This is a genomic window from Streptomyces sp. NPDC004838 (assembly GCF_053600955.1).
In genome coordinates, this window is sequence record NZ_JBSGAW010000023.1 from 70,647 (window position 1) to 89,137 (window position 18,491).

Here is an 18,491-nt window from a genome sequence, read left to right on the forward strand (position 1 = left end):
GGAGAACGCCACGCCGTACACGGACTTGGTATGGCCGGTGAAGGGCTCGCCGAGCGGCAGACCGGTAGCCGGATCCCACAAACGCACCGACTCATCGAGGCTGCTGGTGGCCAGGAGCCGGCCATCAGGGGAGAACGCCACGCCGTACACGGACTTGGTATGGCCGGTGAAGGGCTCGCCGAGCGGCAGACCGGTAGCCGGATCCCACAAACGCACCGACTCATCGGCGCTGACGGTGGCCAGGAACCGACCATCAGGGGAGAACACCACCCCGAACACCCTGCCGGTATGGCCGGTGAGAGGCTCGCCGACCTGACGGCCGGTCGCTGGATCCCACAAACGCACCGACTGGTCCTCGCCGACGGTGGCAAGGAGTTGACCATCCGGGGAGAACGCCACCTCGAACACCTTGCCTGTGTGGCCGGTGAGCGGCTCGCCGACCTGACGGCCGGTCGCCGGATCCCACAAACGGGCCGTCTCGTCGTAACTGGTGGTGGCCAGAAGCTGGCCATCAGGAGAGAACATGACCCCGACCACCGTGTCGGTGTGACCGGTGAGGGGGTCGCCGACCTGACGGCTGATGACCGGATCCCACAAACGCACCGACTGGTCGTAGCTGGTGCTGGCCAGGAGCCGACCATCCGGGGAGAACGCCACCTCGGACACTGTTTGCGTGTGGCCGGTGAGCGGCTCGCCGACCGGCAGACCGGTAGCCGGATCCCACAAACGCACCGACTCATCGGCACTGGCGGTGGCCAGGAACCGACCATCAGGGGAGAACTCCACCCCGAACACCCTGCCGGTATGGCCGGTGAGGGTGAGGCTGATCGACAGGCGAGGCTGCTTGAGCACGGTGGACAGCATGCGTTTGGCCACAGTGCTGAGTTGCCTGATGACCGAGTCGTCTTGTTCCCGTTCATACAGCCGAACTGTCTGGTCGTCACTGGCGGTGGCGAGGAGCCGACCGTCAGGGGAGAACGCCACCGCGCGGGCATAGTCGCTGTGGCCCGTGAGCGGCTCGCAGACCGGCAGACCGGAAGCCGGGTCCCATAGCCGCGCCGTCTCGTCGTAACCACCAGTAGCCAGAAGCCGACCGTCAGGGGAAAACACCACCCCAGACACCCAGCCGGTGTGGCCGGTAAGGGGCTCGCCAAGCGGCACCCCGGAAGCCCGATCCCACAAACGCACCGACCCATCAGCACCAGCAGAAGCCAGAAGCCGACCATCAGGAGAGAACGCCACCCCGAACACCCAGCCACGGTGGCCGGTGAGGGGCCCACCAAGCGGCACCCCGGAAGCCCGATCCCACAAACGCACCGACCCATCAGCACCAGCAGAAGCCAGAAGCCGACCATCAGGGGAAAACACCACCCCGAACACCGTGCCACTATGACCGGCGAGGGGGGCACGGACCTGCTGGCCTGTGGCCGGGTCCCACAGCCGCACCGTCTCGTCGTAACCAGCGGTGGCGAGAAGCCGACCATCCGGGGAGAACGCCACCCCGTTGACCGCTGCGGTGTGACCGGCGAGGGGCTCGCCAACCGGCAGACCAGAAGCCGGATCCCACAAACGCACCGACCCGTCGTCGCCGACCGTGGCGAGAAGCCGACCATCCGGGGAGAACGCCACCCCGTTGACCGCTGCGGTGTGACCGGCGAGGGGTTCACCAACCGGCAGACCAGAAGCCGGATCCCACAAACGCACCAACGCATCAGCACCAGCAGAAGCCAGAAGCCGACCATCGGGGGAAAACACCACCCCGGCCACGCAACCGCTGTGGCCGGTCAGTGTCCTGGTGTACCGGTACCGGCCTGGGCTCTGGACTGAGGGCGCTGGTGGCTGGAGCTTGAGTGGTACGGGGTCAGGGTGTGCCGGTGCGGGTGTCGCTGCCGGTACGGGTGCGGGTCCGGGTCCGGGTACCCGCGCCTGCGCCTGCGCGGCAGGCTCCGGCACAGGCTCGGACTTCCAGGCCCTGGGAGGTGCGGCGCGACGCGTACCGCCCCTGAGTGTCCTGAGGGTGGTCCAGTCGGTGCGCCAGGGCCGGAGCGCGGGGTCGCTCCGGGCGAGGAGGGCGTTCTCCTCGCCGTGTTCGTCGTGGAGCATCAGGGTGCGGACGAGGTCGATGACCGTGTCCATCTTCGGGAGGCGTTCCCCGGCGAAGACCGCGCTCAGTGTGGGGGGCGAGAGCGGGCTCAGTCCGTGCTTGTCGGCCCTGCGCTGGATCGTCCGGAGTGAGGGTTCGCCCCGTTCGATCCGCAACCGGACGAGCCTGGCGGCGAATGCCCGGAGCTGTTCGTCGAAGCCGCCGTCGGTGGTGCCGTCCGTGGTGCCGTCGCTGGTGCCGTTGACCATCGTCATCTGTCCCCCTGGATGGTGCGTTCCGCCACCGTAGAGGGCCTGCACGGTACAAGGGAGAACTTTCCGGAACAGGTCGGAACGGAGCGCGGTTCGGGACGGGTGTTCGCGGAACAGCCGACGCTGTCCCGCGATGTTCACGGATGGCTGGATGACATCCGGCTTGTTCTGTTTATGCAGGTCAGGCGCTTGTCAGGGCTTCCATGGAGTCATGACGAACACCAAGCAGCCTTTCCTCACCGTCCACGCGGCCCTCGTCCTGCTGGCCGCCGTCGTCTTCGGTGCGGTCCTCGGAACCCTCGCCTTCTGGTCCACGGGCAGCGTCCCGAGCGCCGTCCTGGTCGGCCTGTCCACCACCGGCATCAGCGTTCCCGCCCTGCGCGGCCTCATCCAGTGAACCCGAGCGTGCGCGCAGACTCCGCACCTCCCGGCAGGGGGTGCGGAGTCTCCCCGTACCCGGCGGCCGACCGGGCTCGCCCCGGCGGGCGTCCCGGCCACCCACCCGGTGCCATCCACCCGGCGCGCGCTCAACCCGCCCGTTACAGCTCCACCCGCAGCTCGTGCACCCCCCGGATCACATACCCCGGCTTCCACTCCGGCTCCTCCGCCAGCCGCAGCGTCGGCGCCTCCCGCAGCAGTTCGCCGAAGGACGCGGCCAGCTCGACCCGGGCGAGGGGCGCGCCCAGGCAGAAGTGGATGCCCGCGCCGAAGGTGATGTGCGGGTTGTCCGTGCGGGAGAGGTCCAGTTCCTCCGGGTTCTCGAAGCGCTCCGGGTCCCGGTTGGCCGAACCGAAGAGCAGGGCCAGTTCGGAGCCGCGCGGAATGACCGTCCCGTCGATCTCGATGTCGTCGAGGACCCAGCGCTCGAACATCTGGAGCGGGGTGTCGTAGCGCATCAGCTCTTCCACGGCCGTGGACAGCTTCGAGTGGTCGGCCCGCAGCGCCGCCAGCTGCTCGGGGTGCCGGAACAGCGTCCACCAGCCGTTCGCCGTGGTGTTGACGGTCGCCTCGTGACCCGCGTTCAGCAGCAGCACACAGGTGGAGATCATCTCCTGCTCGTTCAGCCGCTCTCCGTCGTCATACGCGGCGATCAGCGCCGAGACCAGATCGTCGCCCGGCCTCTCCCGCCGCTCGGCGATCAGCTCCCGCAGATACGCCGAGAACTCCAGCGACGCCGTGACCGCCTTGCGCGCGGTGTCCTCGGACGGATTCAGCTCGAACATCCCGCAGATATCCGCCGACCAGGGCCGCAGCAGATGCCGGTCGGCCTCGGGGATGCCCAGCATCTCCGCGATCACGGCCACCGGCAGCGGTTCCGCGACATCGGCGAGAAGATCGCCGCCGCCCGCCTTCTTCAGCTCCGCGACCAGTTCGGCCGCCAGCCGCCGTACGGTCGGCTCCAGCGCCGCCACCGTGCGGGGCGTGAACGCCTTGGTGATCAGCCGCCGGATACGGGTGTGGTCGGGGGCCTCCAGATCGAGGATGCCGTTGTCGTTGAGGGTGTGGAACGGCTCGTGCTCGGGCGGCGGAGGCGTACGCCCGAACTCCTCGTGGGTGAAGCGGTGCAGATACGTGCGCCCCAGCCGCCGGTCCCGCAGCAGCGCCGACACATCCGCGTAATGCGGTACGAGCCACTGCCGGGTGGGCTCGAACCAGTGCACCCGCCCACCGGCCCGCAGCCGCTGGTACGCGGGGTACGGATTGGCGACGAAAGCGGGCGACCACGGTTCGAAAAGTGCGTTCATATGCGGACGCTAACCCCCGAAACCCCCCGCTGACCAGCCCGGCCCGGTACACGTACGGACCCGGCCCGCCACCCACCGCGGACGAAACCGCGGAACCCGGCGCGAGCGGAGCCACGCGAGCGCTCAGAGCCGCGCGAGCCTACGAAGGAGTGACCAGCCGTGCCTCGTACGCGAAGACCGCCGCCTGCGTCCGGTCCCGCAGCCCCAGCTTCACCAGGACCCTGCTCACATGCGTCTTGATCGTGGACTCGGCGACCATCAGATGCGAGGCGATCTCGGCGTTCGACAGCCCCTGTGCGATCAGCACCAGCACCTCGGTCTCCCGCTCGGTGAGATCGCCGACCTGCGCCAGGGCGGGTGTCCTGGGCGACTGCGCCAGCCTCGAGAACTCGGTGATCAGCCGCCGTGTCACCGTCGGCGCGAGCAGCGCTTCGCCGGCCGCCACCACGCGTACCCCGTCGGCGAGCTGCCGCGCGGACGCGTCCTTCAGCAGAAAGCCGGACGCTCCGGCGCGCAGCGCCTGGTACACGTACTCGTCGAGGTCGAACGTCGTCAGCACCAGCACCTTGGACCCGGTGTGCGCCGTGACGATCTCGCGGGTGGCCTCGATGCCGTTCAGCTCGGGCATCCGGATGTCCATCAGGACGACGTCGGGGGCCAGCTCGGCCACCTTGGTGACGGCCTCGCGGCCGTTGACGGCCTCGCCGATCACCTCGATGTCCGGCATCGCGTTCAGCAGGACGGAGAAGCCCTCGCGGACCATCATCTGGTCGTCGACGATCAGCACACGGATCGTCGGGCCGGCCGGTCCCGTACGTCCGGTCGGTTCGGCCGGTCCCGTACGTCTGGTCGGTCCGGTCGGTCCGGTCGGTCCGGTCGGTCCGGTCGGTCCGGTGAGTCCTGTGGGGCCGCCGGTCGTCATGAGGTCTCCTCCCCGGTCGCCCGGATCTCGGCGACGGGCACGGGAATGAAGGCGGTCACCTCGTAGCCGCCGTCCTCCGTCTCCTCGGCCGTCATCTCACCGTTCAGCATCGCCACTCTCTCCCGCATCCCCGTGATCCCGTGCCCCGCGCCCGGCGACGGCTTGACGAGCCCTCGCGCGGCTGTGTTGACGATCCGCAGCCCCAGCCCGCCGAGCACATACGAGATCTCCACCTTCGCCGACGAGCCCGGCGCGTGCCGGAGCGCGTTGCTCAGCGCCTCCTGAATGATGCGGTACGCGGACAGCTCGACGCCCTGCGGCAGGGGCCGTACCGCTCCGGTGACCGTCTTCTCCGTTTCGAGGCCCGCCTCGCGGACGTTCCCGAGGAGCCGGTCGAGATCGGCGAGGACCGGCTGGGGCGCGTCGGGGGCCTCGTAGTCCTCCGCCCGTACGACTCCGAGGATGCGACGCAGCTCGGTGAGCGCGGCCACCGCGTTCTCGCGGATGGTCACGAACGCCTGCTCCAGCTCCGGCGGCGGGTTCTCCACCCGGTAGGGCGCGGCCTCCGCCTGGATCGCGACGACCGACATGTGGTGGGCGACCACATCGTGCAGCTCCCGCGCGATGGTGGTCCGCTCCTCCAGCAGGGTCCGCCTGTCCCGCTCGACGGCCGTCACGCTCTGCTCGGCCGCGACCTCCAGTTTCGCCGTGCGGCGCACGTTCACCACGGTCGCGGCCAGCAGGAACAGGGCCGACACGGTGAGCATCGCCGAGGCGTTGCCGCTCGGCCACCGTGAGATCAGGGACTCGATGAAGAGCCCGGCCAGCGCGGTCAGCGTCCACATCCAGACCGCGGTGCGCGGCCGGGTCCTGAGGGTCGTCACGGTCATCACCGTCACATGCGCGATAAACGCCGGCGCCGACCAGGGCCAGTCGCTGTAGGAGCCGACGACCAGGCTCAGGAAGGGCCCGAACACCAGCGACACCCAGAAGGCGCCCACCGGTCTGATCAGCGTCATCGCGATCGTCAGCGCCGGGACGAGCCCCATGAAGACGGCGAAGAGGCCCGAACCGTAGGTGGCGGCCCCGCCGAGCAGCGTGAACCCCGCCACCGCGAGGATCACGGCGTGCGGGGTCCACTTCGCGAACTCGCGCGGCCTCTCCGGCAGACGCCGGGTCAGCGGCCCGTCCGTACCCATCGGGGCGAGGGGCCGGTAGCCGAAGACATCGTGGAAGAGGTCCTGCCGGAGTCCGCTCAGGACGTCGGCGGCCAGACGGTACTCGGGGCTGCGGGAGGTCTCGGTCACGTACAGAACGGTATGCGGCCGAACGGGTGACGTCGTCAGCACCGCTATGGATTCCGTGCCGTCCGCCTTGAGGACTACCGCTCCCCCGCACGGCCCTGTGGACCTGTTTCACCCGCACGTTCCGGTGGACCTGTTTCACCCGCACGTTCCGGTGGACCTGGTGGGATCGGGCCGGCCCCGCCGTAGGGGGCGCGCCCCCTGTCCGCGCCCCACCCCAGCACGCCCACCCGCCGTCGCGGCTACGCCCGGAACACCTCCGCGTGGGCGGCCGCCCACTCAGAGAAGGTGCGGGCCTTCTTCCCCGTCACCCTCTCCACGGTGTCCACCACCGTCCGCCCCACCTCCGGCGTGTTTCCGTAGATCGTCAGCAGGAACTCGATCACGTCGTCCGGATGGCCCGCCGCCCGCCACTGCGCGACCGCCTCCTCGCGGCAGAGTTCGACGAGCCGGATCTCCCGGCCCCGCGCCGCCGCGATCGCGTCCGTCTTGTCCTTGAGGGTGAGGATTTCGGGCCCGCTGAGCCCGTACTCCTTCCCCGCGTGGCCGTCCTCCGTGAGCGCGACCGCCGCGACCGCGCCGATGTCGGCCTCGTGGACCATCGCGCTGAGCCGGTCCACGAAGGGCTCACGCACCTCGTCCGTGGCGCGGATGGAGTCCGCCCACTCCAGGGCGTTCGACATGAACTCCACCGGTACGAGCACGGTCCACGCGATGTCGCCCGCCTTGACCGCGTCCTCCAGCGGAGTCTGCCCGCCGCCGTGGAGCACGGTGATCCGCTGTACGCCCGCGGCCCGCGCCAGCTCCAGAATGCGGGGCCCGGTCTCCAGCGGAGCCATGTACGGACCGCCGAAGGTGATCAGATGCAGCCCGGTCACCCCCTCCAGGGCCCCGGCCAGTGACTCGGGTTCGGTGAGGTCTCCGCGTACGACCTCGACACCCGGAGGGAGATCCGCTTTCGCGGGATCGCGGGTCAGCGCCCGCACGGGGTGTCCCCGGTCGAGCAGTTCCTGGACCACCTGACGGCCGACGTTTCCGGTTGCTCCGGTTACCAGATTCAACATGGGACAACCGTAGGCATCCTTGCGGACAGGCAGTGTCCTCAACAGTCGGACGCCGCCGGGAACGCATCCATTCGTCCCCGGCCTCCCAGGCTCCCCCGGCCTCCCAGGCGCCCCGGGCTTTCCAGACTCCCCACGCTCCCCCGGCTTCCCCGCCCGTCTCCGGTCACCACGCCAGCTGGGCGATCTCCTCCGCCACCACCGCGCACGCGTCCGCCGCCGGGTCGATGAGCGGAAAGTGCCCCACGTCCTCCAGGAGGGTGAGCCCGACCGTCTCGCCCGCCTTCGCCGCCGCCTCCACGAACGCCTCGGCCACGCCGTGCGGAACGGTGATGTCCGTACGCCCCTGGACGATGGCGGTGGCGATCCCGGTCGGCAGCAGCGCGGCCGGATCGGCGTGCGCGCTCCGCTCCTCGAACTCCCGCTCCCCGCCGAGGAGCTGCTGTACGGCTCCACCGCACACGTCGAGTTCCACGGCGCGGGTGAAGTCGGCGATGGGCGCGAGCGCGACGACTCCCCGCAGCGGCGGCGGCGCGGACAGCCGCCAGGGCGACCCCGGAGGCAGCACATGGCGGGCCGCGGCCCAGAGCGCGAGGTGCCCGCCGGCGGAGTGCCCGGTCAGCACGGTGCGCCGGATGTCCGCGTCGGGCAGCGCCGTGCGGGCGAGCCGGGGCAGCGCGTCCAGCGCGGCGGCCACATCGTCGAACGTATCCGGCCAGCGTCCCGCGACCGGCGACCCCGCACCGGCCTCATCAACCCCGGCCCCGACACCGACACCGGACTCGACGCCGGTACCAGCCCCCGCGTCACCGCCGACGGCGTCGCGCCCGCCCCTGCCGCCGCCATCGCCGCCGCTCTCGTCCCGCCGCTGCTGCGGAATCCCCGGCCCTCGCCGGTACTCGACGTTCGCGACGGCGAGCCCGCGCCGCGCCAGGAAGTCCGCGAAGGGGGTGATATGCGACCGGTCGTACGCCGCCCGCCAGGCCCCGCCGTGCAGGACGACGACGAGCGGCGCGCCGTCCCGCCCGTCGCGCGGCGCGTAGAAGTCGATGACCTGATCGGGGTGATCGCCGTACGCGAGGGACGCATCCGGCGCGACGGCGGGATGCGAGAACGCCGACTCTGTCTCGGCGGCGTCACGGGCCACGGGGTCCGGCATACGGTTCCAACCTTCCGAAGCAGTCACGGAATCGACCCGCGGACTTCGGCAACTGGTGGCAGGGGCCGCGGAAATGACCTGACCAGCGGGGACGTTATCAGTCCGCCGCTGGTCAGATCCGGTGTCATATCAAGCCGCGGGTACTTCCTCCAGGACCCGGGCGAGTGTGGCCGCCGCCTTCTCGGCGTCCGCGAACCCCACGTACAGGGGGGTGAATCCGAAGCGCAGCACGTCCGGCCTGCGAAGATCACCTACGACGCCACGGGCGATGAGCCGCTCCATGACCGCGGGAGCCTCGGCGCACCGCAGGGACACCTGGCTGCCGCGCTCAGCGTGCGCCCGCGGAGTCAGCGAACGGAGCCTGCCGCTCCCCGAGCCGCCGGTACCGCTGCCCACGCCGGTACCGCTGTCCGAGCCGCCGGGACCGCTTCCCGCGTCGCCGGTACCGCTGTCCGAGCCGCCGGGCCCCTGTGCGCCCCCGGTGTACTCGGTCACGCACTCCAGGAAGAAGTCGGTCAGCGCCAGGCTCTTCGCCCGTACCGAGTCGATGGAGACGCCGTCCCAGACGTCCAGCGCCGCCTCCAGCGCCAGCATGGACAGGATGTCCGGCGTCCCGACCCGCCCCCGCGCCGCACCGTCGGCGGCCAGGTAGCCGGGGGTCATGGCGAAGGGGTCGGCGTGGGAGGTCCAGCCGGGCAGCGGCGAGTCGAAGGCGGCCTGATGCCGACTGGCGACGTACAGATACGCCGGTGAACCGGGGCCCCCGTTCAGATACTTGTAGGTGCAGCCGACGGCGAGGTCCACACCGTGCTCGTCCAGGCCGACCGGGAGCGCGCCCGCGCTGTGGCACAGGTCCCAGACGGCGATCGCGCCCGCTCCGTGGACCGCCGCCGTCAGCCCCGGCAGATCGTGGAGGCGTCCGCTGCGGTAGTCGACGTGATTGAGCAGTACGGCGGCGGTGTCCGGTCCGAGTACGGAGGGCAGTTCGGCGGGCTCGACGGGAACGATTCGCCGCCCGGTCATCCGGGCGGCCGACTCGGCGATGTACCCGTCGCTGGGGAACGTCGTCGCGTCGACCACGATGTCCGTCCGTCCGGGGTCCGCCAGCCGGATCGCGCCCACCACGGCCTTGAAGACGTTGACACTGGTGGAGTCGCCGACGACGACCTGTCCCGGCGCGGCCCCGACGAGCGGTGCGATCCGGTCCCCGATCCGCTCGGGCGCGGTCCACCAGCCGCTCTCGCTCCAGGAGCGGATACGCAGCTCACCCCACTGCCGGGCGACGACATCGGCGACCCGCGCGGGGACATGGGCGGGCAGGGCCCCCAGCGAGTTCCCGTCGAGATAGACGCCCTCGTCGAGGGTGAAGAGGCGGCGGACGTCGGCCAGTTCATCGGCCGCGTCCAGTCGGGCGGCCTCGGCCGCCAGCCGGCCGGGCCCAGCGGGCCGCTCGGAGACCACGGCCCCGGACCCAGCGGGCCGTCCGGCCTCCGTCGACCGCTCGGACACCACCGGCCGCCTGGACACCGTCGACCGCTCCGATTCCATCTGTCCCTCGGACACCGTCGACCGCTCCGATTCCATCTGTCGCTCGGACTCCATCTGTCGCTCAGACATGGCTGCGCGCCGTCCACAGCTCGGGGAACACGTTGTTGCGGGCGCGCTTCTCCAGCCAGGCCACCCCGGCCGAGCCGCCCGTGCCGACCTTGGAGCCCATGGAACGCCGGGTCGCCACGAGATGGTCGTTGCGCCATCGCCAGACGAGTTCGCCGACATCGGTGAGCGCCTCACCGAGCCGTACGAGTTCCGTGTGCTGGTCGGGCTCGGCGTAGATCGCGGTCCACACGGCCTCGACGGCCTCGTTCGGCTCGTACTTCAGTGAGAGATCACGCTCCAGCACAGCCTCGGGCACGGCCTTGCCGCGCCGGGCGAGCAGCCGCAGCACCTCGTCGTACAGGCTCGGCTGGTGCAGCGCCTTCTCCAGTTCGGCGTGCACACGCGGCGCGCCCCGGTGCGGAACCAGCATCGACGCCGACTTCTCACCGAGCAGGAACTCCATCCGCCGGTACATGGCCGACTGGAATCCCGACCCCTCGCCGAGTGAGCTGCGGTAGGAGTTGAACTGCATGGGCGTCAGCTGCGCCAGCGGCTTCCAGGAGGCGTTGAGGGCTTCCAGCTCCCGTACGGAACGCTTGAGCGCGTCCATCGCCACGGGCACGCGGTCCTCGCGCAGGGCGCCGGTGGCGGTCTCCCACTCATGGACGATGACGGTGAACCACAGCTCCATCACCTGCGTGGTGACGAGAAAGACCATCTCTCCGGGATCATCGGAGAGCGGGCGCTGGAGGTGGGTGAGGACATCCGCCTGGACGTAGTCCTCGTACGGAGTAGTGCCCGCGAAATCCAGATGCGGGGCAGCGTCATGTGACATCGCTGTCTCCTCGACGTGTCCGGGTAGCGGTCCGCCCCTTCCTGTTGGCTCGGGAGCCCCGGTCCCCACGCGCATCCTAAACCCAGGCTCGCGCCACCTCTAGGCTTTGTTTCCGAGGGGCGCGAGCCTTTTTGAGTGCTTTCAACATGGTGGCGGTCAGCCGGACGTGTCCATGGCCCACCGCTGCCGGGGGTTCCGGCGGTCAGCCGAGAGTGTCCGCGGCGGTAGACGACGAGTCCCGCAGGAACGTCGAGCAGCGCTCGTACTCCTCCTGCTCGCCGATCCCCTGCGCGGCCCGCGCGAGCGCGTGCAGCGCCCGCAGGAACCCGCGGTTCGGCTCGTGCTCCCAGGGCACGGGCCCATGCCCCTTCCAGCCGCTCCGCCGCAGCGAGTCCAGGCCGCGGTGGTATCCGGTCCGGGCGTACGCGTACGACTCCACGATCCGCCCGTTCTCGTACGCGTCGTCGGCCAGCCGCGCCCAGGCCAGGGACGACGTCGGGTACTTGGCGGCCACATCAGCCGGGTCGACCCCGGAGGCGAGCAGCTCGCGCGGCTCGGGATCGTCGGGAAGGTGCGTCGGGGGCGGGCCCCCGAGGAGATTTTCATGAATGCCCATGGGTTCCAGTCTCCCTCACCCGCGCGGGCAGCAGCCATTCCAGCCGTGCCTCAGCACCTCCCGTACGTTCCGCGCCGTACGTTCCGCGCCGTCCGTACCGTCCGTGCCTCCCGTACCGTCCGTGCCTCCCGTGTCTTCCGCACTCCGCGTAGTCCCCCGGTCTCTCCGTACTCCCGAGCTCCGGCCCGTGTCCCCGAATCGCTCACGGTCGTGACGTGCGGAACCGTTGGCCGGGAGCGGGCGTCGAAAGGCCATGACTGACACAGGTGTACGGATAGTCCTCGCACTCGCGCTGGCCACCGTGGTACTGACGGGCTGTACCGACGCCTCGCCGAATACCCGGACGGAGACGGGCGCTCAGGGCGGCGCGGGGACGACGGCCGGCACGGGGACGAAGGCCGGGACGGGCGGGGCGGACGGCTCGGCGTCGCCGTACATCCGGAAGATGCCCTTCGAGCTCTACACCCACTGCGGCATCGAAGGAGCCCAGATCGGCTCGACGTACTTCGTGGCCAAGACGCCTCTCTCCGACGGCTCGGGGAACCCGCCCGACGGCTGGGGCAACCCTTCCCAGAAGGGCACCATGACCGTGACGTCCGCTACGGAGGCGATCTTCACCGACAAGGCGGGGCACCGGGTGGAGTTCGAGGTCCGGCCGGGTGTGACGGGGCCCAAGGGCATCTGCAAGTAGGGTCGGGCGGGCTCGTCGGGGGTACACCGCGCCCCTGACCGGAGGGCCGACGGCGGCCGTGTCCCGCCCCGGCGCGCGTCGGCCGCCCAGGAGGCCGAGCCACCACCGCGCCACGGATACCACTGCGCCACGGATACCACCGCGCCGCCGGGGAGCGTGTCAGGTGTCCGCGGCCTGCGGGCCCGCCGACGCGGACCCCGGACCCTCCACGCCCTTCCGTCCCCGCTCCAGCGGCGGCGCTCCCACCCCGCAGTTCACCCGGCACTCCGGCCGCGTATCCACCTCGGCGGGTCGCCGTACCCACACCGCCGACACGATCGCCCCGAGCACGAGCACCGCGGCGCACATCGGCATCGCGCGCCGGAACGTCTCCCCGAACTGTGTCGCCGAGCGGTACGCCTCCGGGCCCATCCCGGCCAGCAGCGGCAGCGCCGCCACCGCCAGCAGGCCCGCCGCACGGGCCGCCGCGTTGTTGATGCCGCTGGCGATACCGGCCCGCGCGGTGTCGACGGAGGCCAGCACGGTCGCGGTCAGGGGCGCTACGAGGCTCACCATGCCCAGTCCCATGACCAGCAGCGCGGGCAGCACATCCACCACGTACGAGGCGTGCTGCCCCACCCTCAGCATGAGCAGCAACCCGGCCGCGCAGAGCAGCGGCCCCACGGTCAGGGGAATGCGCGGCCCGATGCGCTCGGCCAGTTCGCCGGACTTCGCGGAGAAGAGCAGCATCATCACGGTCGTCGGCAGGAGCGCCAGCCCCGTCTCCAGCGCGGAGTACCCGGACACCACCTGGAGCTGGAGCGCGATCAGGAAGAAGAAGCCGCCGAAGGCCGCGTACACGCACAGGGTCACGATATTGATCACCGTGAACTGGCGGGACCGGAAGATCGTCAGCGGCAGCATGGGGTCCGGCCGCCGCCGCTCGACCAGGACGAACACGACCCCGACGGCGACTCCCACGATCCCGGCCCACCAGTGCACCGCGATCAGCGCATAGGTCACCAGGGTCAGCGCCCCCGCGCCGAGCACCGCGCCCAGGATGTCGAAGCGGTCGCGGTGGGCCCGCGGATCGCGGGACTCGGGTACGTGCCGCAGCGCGACGGGGACGCAGAGCGCGGCCAGCGGAACGTTGATCAGGAACACCCAGCGCCAGCCGGGCCCGTCCACCAGCCAGCCCCCGACGAACGGGCCGATCGCCGCGCCGACACCGCCGAACCCGGACCACAGCCCCACCGCGCGGGCCCGGTCGTCGGGGTGGAAGCTGGCCTGGATGAGCGCGAGCGAGCCGGGCGTGAGGAGCGCGCCGCCGATGCCCTGGAGAGCACGGGCGATGATCAGGGAGGTCCCGTCCTGCGCGAGCCCGCACAGCAGCGAGCCGATGGCGAACCAGACGACGCCGATGACGAAGATCTTCCGCCGTCCGTACCGGTCGCCCAGCGCCCCGCCGAGCAGGATGAACCCGGCCAGGGTGAGCATGTAGGCGTTGACGGTCCACTGGAGGACGGCCAGGTCGGTGTCGAGGTCGTCCCCGATGTGGGGCAGGGCGACATTGACGACGGTCGAGTCCAGCAGGGCCATGCTGGAGCCGAGAACGGTCGTGAAGACCACCCAGCGGCCGGTGGCCGTGGAGAGCCTGATGTTCCCGGGGGCGGACACGCTGTCGCGGGCGCCGGGCGCGCTGGAGTCCATACGGGGATCATCCCAGCGCCCATGGCCCCTGGCGACCCACGCGTCCCCTGGCCGGTGGTCCACCCGCACGAGTGCCGACGGTCCACCCGCAGGAGTGAGGGCCCGGCGTTCCGATGGAACACCAGGCCCTCGCCCGCGGAAACCCACGGAAACCCGCGGAAACCCAGCGAGAAACCGCAGCGGCAGCGCAGGCGGGTTCGGCGGTGGTAACCCGCGCGGAGCGGACCGCGCGGGCAGTCCGCTACTTCAGCTTCGTCCCCGTGGAGCGCAGCGCCGCACACGCCTCCGTGACACGCTGGGCCATGCTCGCCTCGGCGAGCTTGCCCCAGGTCCGGGGGTCGTAGGTCTTCTTGTTGCCGACCTCGCCGTCGACCTTCAGCACGCCGTCGTAGTTCTGGAACATATGGGCCGCGACGGGACGCGTGAAGGCGTACTGCGTGTCCGTGTCGAGGTTCATCTTCACGACGCCGTTCTCCAGCGCGGTCGCGATCTCCTCGGCCGTGGAGCCGGAGCCGCCGTGGAAGACGAAGTCGAACGGCTGGCTGCCCGCGGGCTTGCCGTACTTCTCGGCGACGCCGACCTGGAGGTCCTGGAGCAGTTCGGGGCGGAGGACGACATTGCCCGGCTTGTAGACGCCGTGGACATTGCCGAAGGACGCGGCCAGCAGGTAGCGGCCCTTCTCGCCCAGGCCGAGCGCCTCGGCGGTGCGGAGCGCGTCGTCGACGGTGGTGTACAGCTCGTCGTTGATCTCGTGGCTGACGCCGTCCTCCTCGCCGCCGGTCGGGGTGATCTCGACCTCAAGGATGATCTTGGCGGCGACGGCCTGCGCCAGCAGTTCCTGGCCGATGGCGAGGTTGTCGGCGAGGTTCTCGGCCGAACCGTCCCACATGTGGGACTGGAACAGCGGGTCCTGGCCCTTGGCGACGCGCTCGGCGGAGACGGCGAGCAGCGGACGTACATAGCCGTCCAGCTTGTCCTTGGGGCAGTGGTCGGTGTGCAGCGCGACGGTGACGTCGTACTTGGCGGCGACGATATGCGCGAACTCGGCGAGGGCGACCGCGCCGGTGACCATGTCCTTGTTGTGCTGGCCGCCGAGGAACTCCGCACCACCGGTGGAGATCTGGATGATGCCGTCGCTCTCGGCCTCCGCGAAGCCGCGCAGGGCGGCGTGAAGAGTCTGGGAGGAGGTCACGTTGATGGCCGGGTAGGCGAACTTGCCTGCCTTCGCCCGGTCGAGCATCTCGTTGTAGACCTCGGGGGTTGCGATGGGCATCTGTCCGCTCCTCATGATGTGCGGTTCGGCGATATGAACTGGCCCTGACCTTGGGGCGACGTCATCGTCGCGCCCCATCTTTCCAGACTCCCGACAGGACTACCCTGCCCGGCCCACGGGCCTGCCGCGGGTCCGTCGCCGTTTCACGTGAAACGGTCCACGACTTCCGGGCCGATACGGCTGCTTCCGGGGCCAGCACAGCTACCAGTACAGCTAGGAGAGTTCCAGTTCCTCCAGCGAGTACGCGTACAGATACGGCACCCCGGCCGTACCGCTGATCTTCTCGCCCGCGCCCGTCGCCCGGTCCACGATCGTGGCCACCGCGACGACCTCGCCGCCCGCCTCGCGTACGGCCTCGACGGCGGCCAGCGGGGAGCCGCCGGTGGTGGAGGTGTCCTCCACCACCAGACAGCGGCGGCCCTTGATGTCCGGGCCCTCGACCCGGCGCTGCATTCCATGGGCCTTGGCCGCCTTGCGTACGACGAAGGCGTCCACGCGACGGCCGCGTGCGGCGTAAGCGTGCAGGATCGAGGTCGCCACCGGGTCCGCGCCGAGGGTGAGTCCGCCGACGCAGTCGAAGTCGAGATCGGCCGTCAGCTCCGACATCACCTGACCGACCAGGGGCGCGGCCGCGCCGTCGAGCGTGATCCGGCGCAGGTCCACGTAGTAGTCGGCCTCAAGACCCGAGGAGAGGGTCACCTTGCCGTGCACCACGGCCTTGTCCTTGATCTGCTGGAGCAGCTCAGCGCGTACGTCAGTCATGCCCATGAGCTTAGGTCCCCCATGAGCCGAGGTCTCCCACGGGCCGCTCCCGACGCCGAGGGAATCGGCACTGGTCAGAGCGTATGCGGCGTCGCAGCCCGCATTCGGGCCCCGAAGCTCCGTTCCGGCCCGGAGCCCCGTCCGGGCCGGCCCGCCGCCTGCCGGACCCGCCATCGGCCGGAGCCGCCGTCTATCGGAGCCGGACCGGGATCCGGATCGGTCGCCGGTCGCCGGTCAGAGCCGGCGCCAGCTCCAGGTGGTGGAGATCTCCAGGGGGTCGATGGGGGTGACGAGCCGGGGAAGCGTGTTGAGGCCGTTCGGCGGGCCGGACTGGGGCTCCACGCAGATCGATTCGGCCTGCTCGTCGTAGATCACGGCCCACTCGGTCCGGCTGGTGACGGTCAGCTCCAGCTGCTCGGGCCAGATGAGCCGGACCGAGACCCCGTCGGGCATGCCGAAGCAGTCGTCCCAGGGGCCGGGCCGGGGGTCGATCCGACGGCCGGTCGGCAGATGGTCGTCGCCGCGCTCCTCCTGCCATACCGGCTCGAAATCGATCCGCGCATCGGCATAGCCGAGGTTGCGCCGGAACCAGGGGTGCCAGCCGGCCTGCGCCGGAAAGGAGTTCTCATACGCCTCGACGGCGAGAGTGAGCGTCAGGGAGTCGTGCGTCAGCTCGAAGAGCTGGGTGACACGACCGGCGTACGGCCATGGCTCGCCCAGTTCGGTGGTGAAGACCGCCTCGCTCTTGCCCGCGCGGGCGGTGTGCCAGGCGGTGTCACGGACCGTGCCGTGGATGGCGTGCGGCGGGGAGTTCAGCGGAAGCTGGTGGGGGTCGGCGCCGTTGCGGAACAGACCGTTCCCGACCCGGCCGCACCACGGAGCCATCGGGAACGATCCATAGTGCTCCCCTTGGCGCAGCAGCTCGGTGCCATCGATCGTCAGACTCGCGGCCCGGCAGCCGTTCTGCGGATGCACGGTCATCTCGACGTCTCCGGCTGCCAGCCGGACGCTCTCTTCGCTGCTCACACCCCGACACTACTGGCCGGGTCCGTGGGTGCGACCGGGGGTTCCGGCGACTGCTCCCCATGGCCGTCCCGGCGGCCTGCTGGACGGCCGGTCGGCCCCGTCGACCCTCCCGGATGGTCGGGTTGGTCTGTCGGAGCGATCGGCCGGGGCGGTCGCGCGGGGGCCGTCGGCCGGGGGGCGTCAGCCGGGGGCTGCCGGGGCGGCCGGTCGGGGTCCCGTCGGGGCGGCCGGTCCCGACTACCTCCGGCGGCGCAGTGCGCGGCCGAGCACCACGGCGGACGCGAGTGCGAGCGCGGCGGCGGGGGCGATCCAGCGCAGCGGCAGTCCGGCGGTGGCCGCGTCGGGGGCGGGTGTGGGCGCGTACCGGCCGCGCGGCGGAGCGTGGTCCACCTCCTCGGCACTGCGGCCGATCATGGTGCGCCGGGCGTGGGCCGCCTCGGCGGGCGGCTCATCCGGGATGTCCCCGAAGCCGCCCAGCTCGTCGTCCACGTCCGCGTCCTCGTCCTCGTCTTCGTCGTCCGCGTCCTCGTCCTCGTCCTCGTCCACGTCGTCGCCGAGCCCGTTCAGATCGTCGCTCAGATCGCTGTCCATCTCGTCGAAGCCGTGGAGGCCGCCGAAGTCGGCGGATTCCTCGGACTCGTCGAACGCGGCGTCCGCTCCGGACGCGGGCGGCGGCACGGGGGCGTCGAACCCCGTCGGGGGCTCTGTCCGATCCTTCGGGGATTCCCCACCGCCGCCCTGATCGGACTCTTCGGAGGCGGATGCTTCGGACGCTTCGGGGGCGGATTCCGCCGTCGCCTCGTCCGTCTCCTCTGCGGAGACACCGGACGGGCCGGAGGGAGCCTCGGTATCGGCGGCGTCGGGCGTGCCGGGGCCGGGCGCGTCGGAGGCGGACTGTTCCGTCGCCACCTCCGCGAGCCGTTCGGCGAACCGGTCGAGCAGCCGGTGGGCCGCCTGCTCTGCCGAGCCTTCCGGCAGTTTCGCCAGCCGTCCGTCCGCATGGGATGTGCCGGTGAACCCCAGGGTCGTACCGCCGTCCGTCTCCGTCAGGCCGATGGTGAGCGCCACCTTCACCGAGCCGGCGCCCCGTGCCTCGGTCCCTTCGCCCTCGACGGTGAAGACGTCGCCCTGCTCCACGATGCGCAGAGCGCCGCGGTAGGTGATGGTGTGGTTGCCGATACGGACCTTGAGCCGCCCGGCGAGCGGGCCCGCGGACTCCTGTGGGTCGTCGGCATTCTGTTGGAGCCCCTGGACACAGCCGGCCACCCGCGCGGGGTCCCTGAGTGTCTCTCGGAGGGTCTCTGCCGGAACCGGAACGAACACCTCGTGGTCCATGGAAGTCGAGCGTACTCAGACCAGCCCTTGGCGTCTGCCTTTCCGCTTCGTGTACCGGGTGTCACGGCGGGCCGAGCCGGTGCCGATTCCGCGCCGTGCCCGGTCCGGGCCCGGACCGGTAA

16 protein-coding genes are annotated in these 18,491 nt (G+C 70.8%); 2 read left to right on the plus strand and 14 right to left on the minus strand.

What is annotated here, in order from left to right:
- On the minus strand, positions 1–2,358 hold a 2,358-nt coding region (locus tag ACWEFL_RS24615; protein WP_451716452.1), incomplete at its 3' end, for a WD40 repeat domain-containing protein.
- 208 nt (positions 2,359–2,566) lie between these two features.
- Here ACWEFL_RS24615 and ACWEFL_RS24620 point away from each other — a divergent pair.
- Positions 2,567–2,752, plus strand: a complete 186-nt coding sequence (locus tag ACWEFL_RS24620; RefSeq protein ID WP_451716454.1) for a hypothetical protein — start codon at positions 2,567–2,569, stop codon at positions 2,750–2,752.
- 142 nt (positions 2,753–2,894) lie between these two features.
- Here ACWEFL_RS24620 and ACWEFL_RS24625 read toward each other — a convergent pair whose 3' ends face one another.
- The 8 genes from ACWEFL_RS24625 to ACWEFL_RS24660 form a co-directional block, all read right to left on the minus strand.
- Positions 2,895–4,100, minus strand: a complete 1,206-nt coding sequence (locus ACWEFL_RS24625) for a cytochrome P450 (RefSeq protein ID WP_451716456.1) — start codon at positions 4,098–4,100, stop codon at positions 2,895–2,897.
- 139 nt (positions 4,101–4,239) lie between these two features.
- The gene (locus ACWEFL_RS24630) at positions 4,240–5,022 is read right to left on the minus strand and encodes a response regulator (RefSeq protein WP_451716458.1); all 783 of its coding nucleotides are present in this window, start codon (positions 5,020–5,022) and stop codon (positions 4,240–4,242) included.
- Positions 5,019–6,329 (minus strand): sensor histidine kinase, encoded by a 1,311-nt coding sequence (locus ACWEFL_RS24635; RefSeq protein ID WP_451716460.1) that lies wholly within the window; start codon positions 6,327–6,329, stop codon positions 5,019–5,021. Before ACWEFL_RS24635 ends, ACWEFL_RS24630 begins: the two co-directional genes overlap by 4 nt.
- Positions 6,330–6,568: 239 nt before the next feature.
- A complete protein-coding gene (locus tag ACWEFL_RS24640; RefSeq protein WP_451716461.1) occupies positions 6,569–7,390 on the minus strand; it encodes an NAD(P)H-binding protein in 822 nt (273 codons plus the stop codon).
- Between the two features lie 163 nt (positions 7,391–7,553).
- The gene (locus tag ACWEFL_RS24645; protein WP_451716462.1) at positions 7,554–8,546 is read right to left on the minus strand and encodes an alpha/beta hydrolase; all 993 of its coding nucleotides are present in this window, start codon (positions 8,544–8,546) and stop codon (positions 7,554–7,556) included.
- 129 nt (positions 8,547–8,675) lie between these two features.
- Positions 8,676–10,163 (minus strand): kynureninase, encoded by a 1,488-nt coding sequence (kynU, locus tag ACWEFL_RS24650; RefSeq protein WP_451716464.1) that lies wholly within the window; start codon positions 10,161–10,163, stop codon positions 8,676–8,678.
- Positions 10,156–10,977: a tryptophan 2,3-dioxygenase family protein gene (locus tag ACWEFL_RS24655; RefSeq protein ID WP_451716466.1), complete on the minus strand. Its 822-nt coding sequence runs from the start codon at positions 10,975–10,977 to the stop codon at positions 10,156–10,158. The genes kynU and ACWEFL_RS24655 overlap by 8 nt, the downstream gene beginning before the upstream one ends.
- A gap of 202 nt (positions 10,978–11,179) precedes the next feature.
- Positions 11,180–11,593 carry a DUF3151 domain-containing protein gene (locus ACWEFL_RS24660; RefSeq protein ID WP_451716467.1) on the minus strand — a complete coding sequence of 138 codons (414 nt, stop codon included), beginning with the start codon at positions 11,591–11,593 and terminating at the stop codon, positions 11,180–11,182.
- Positions 11,594–11,846: 253 nt separating this feature from the next.
- Between ACWEFL_RS24660 and ACWEFL_RS24665 the strand changes: the two genes are divergently transcribed.
- Complete coding sequence (locus tag ACWEFL_RS24665; protein WP_451716469.1) at positions 11,847–12,284, plus strand: hypothetical protein; 438 nt, start codon at positions 11,847–11,849, stop codon at positions 12,282–12,284.
- 159 nt (positions 12,285–12,443) lie between these two features.
- Here the strand turns inward: ACWEFL_RS24665 and ACWEFL_RS24670 are convergent, their stop codons facing one another.
- From ACWEFL_RS24670 to ACWEFL_RS24690, 5 genes are all read right to left on the minus strand, one after another.
- Positions 12,444–13,973, minus strand: coding sequence for an MFS transporter (locus ACWEFL_RS24670; RefSeq protein WP_451716471.1), 1,530 nt, complete (start codon positions 13,971–13,973; stop codon positions 12,444–12,446).
- A gap of 241 nt (positions 13,974–14,214) precedes the next feature.
- Positions 14,215–15,261, minus strand: coding sequence for a class II fructose-bisphosphate aldolase (fbaA, locus tag ACWEFL_RS24675; protein ID WP_451716473.1), 1,047 nt, complete (start codon positions 15,259–15,261; stop codon positions 14,215–14,217).
- A gap of 198 nt (positions 15,262–15,459) precedes the next feature.
- The gene (gene pyrE, locus ACWEFL_RS24680) at positions 15,460–16,008 is read right to left on the minus strand and encodes an orotate phosphoribosyltransferase (protein WP_451716475.1); all 549 of its coding nucleotides are present in this window, start codon (positions 16,006–16,008) and stop codon (positions 15,460–15,462) included.
- Between the two features lie 234 nt (positions 16,009–16,242).
- Entirely contained in the window at positions 16,243–17,034 is a 792-nt protein-coding gene (locus ACWEFL_RS24685) for an aldose epimerase family protein (protein ID WP_451716477.1), read from the minus strand.
- 237 nt (positions 17,035–17,271) lie between these two features.
- Positions 17,272–18,369 (minus strand): SRPBCC domain-containing protein, encoded by a 1,098-nt coding sequence (locus ACWEFL_RS24690; RefSeq protein WP_451716479.1) that lies wholly within the window; start codon positions 18,367–18,369, stop codon positions 17,272–17,274.
- Positions 18,370–18,491: the final 122 nt, after the last annotated feature.

Coding starts and splice junctions, on each gene's coding strand:
- ACWEFL_RS24620 (WP_451716454.1), top strand. CDS start 2,567: ATGACGAACACCAAGCAGCCTTTCCTCACCGTCCACGCGGCCCTCGTC.
- ACWEFL_RS24625 (WP_451716456.1), bottom strand. CDS start 4,100: ATGAACGCACTTTTCGAACCGTGGTCGCCCGCTTTCGTCGCCAATCCG.
- ACWEFL_RS24630 (WP_451716458.1), bottom strand. CDS start 5,022: ATGACGACCGGCGGCCCCACAGGACTCACCGGACCGACCGGACCGACC.
- ACWEFL_RS24640 (WP_451716461.1), bottom strand. CDS start 7,390: ATGTTGAATCTGGTAACCGGAGCAACCGGAAACGTCGGCCGTCAGGTG.
- ACWEFL_RS24645 (WP_451716462.1), bottom strand. CDS start 8,546: ATGCCGGACCCCGTGGCCCGTGACGCCGCCGAGACAGAGTCGGCGTTC.
- kynU (WP_451716464.1), bottom strand. CDS start 10,163: ATGTCTGAGCGACAGATGGAGTCCGAGCGACAGATGGAATCGGAGCGG.
- ACWEFL_RS24655 (WP_451716466.1), bottom strand. CDS start 10,977: ATGTCACATGACGCTGCCCCGCATCTGGATTTCGCGGGCACTACTCCG.
- ACWEFL_RS24660 (WP_451716467.1), bottom strand. CDS start 11,593: ATGGGCATTCATGAAAATCTCCTCGGGGGCCCGCCCCCGACGCACCTT.
- ACWEFL_RS24665 (WP_451716469.1), top strand. CDS start 11,847: ATGACTGACACAGGTGTACGGATAGTCCTCGCACTCGCGCTGGCCACC.
- ACWEFL_RS24670 (WP_451716471.1), bottom strand. CDS start 13,973: ATGGACTCCAGCGCGCCCGGCGCCCGCGACAGCGTGTCCGCCCCCGGG.
- fbaA (WP_451716473.1), bottom strand. CDS start 15,261: ATGAGGAGCGGACAGATGCCCATCGCAACCCCCGAGGTCTACAACGAG.
- pyrE (WP_451716475.1), bottom strand. CDS start 16,008: ATGACTGACGTACGCGCTGAGCTGCTCCAGCAGATCAAGGACAAGGCC.
- ACWEFL_RS24690 (WP_451716479.1), bottom strand. CDS start 18,369: ATGGACCACGAGGTGTTCGTTCCGGTTCCGGCAGAGACCCTCCGAGAG.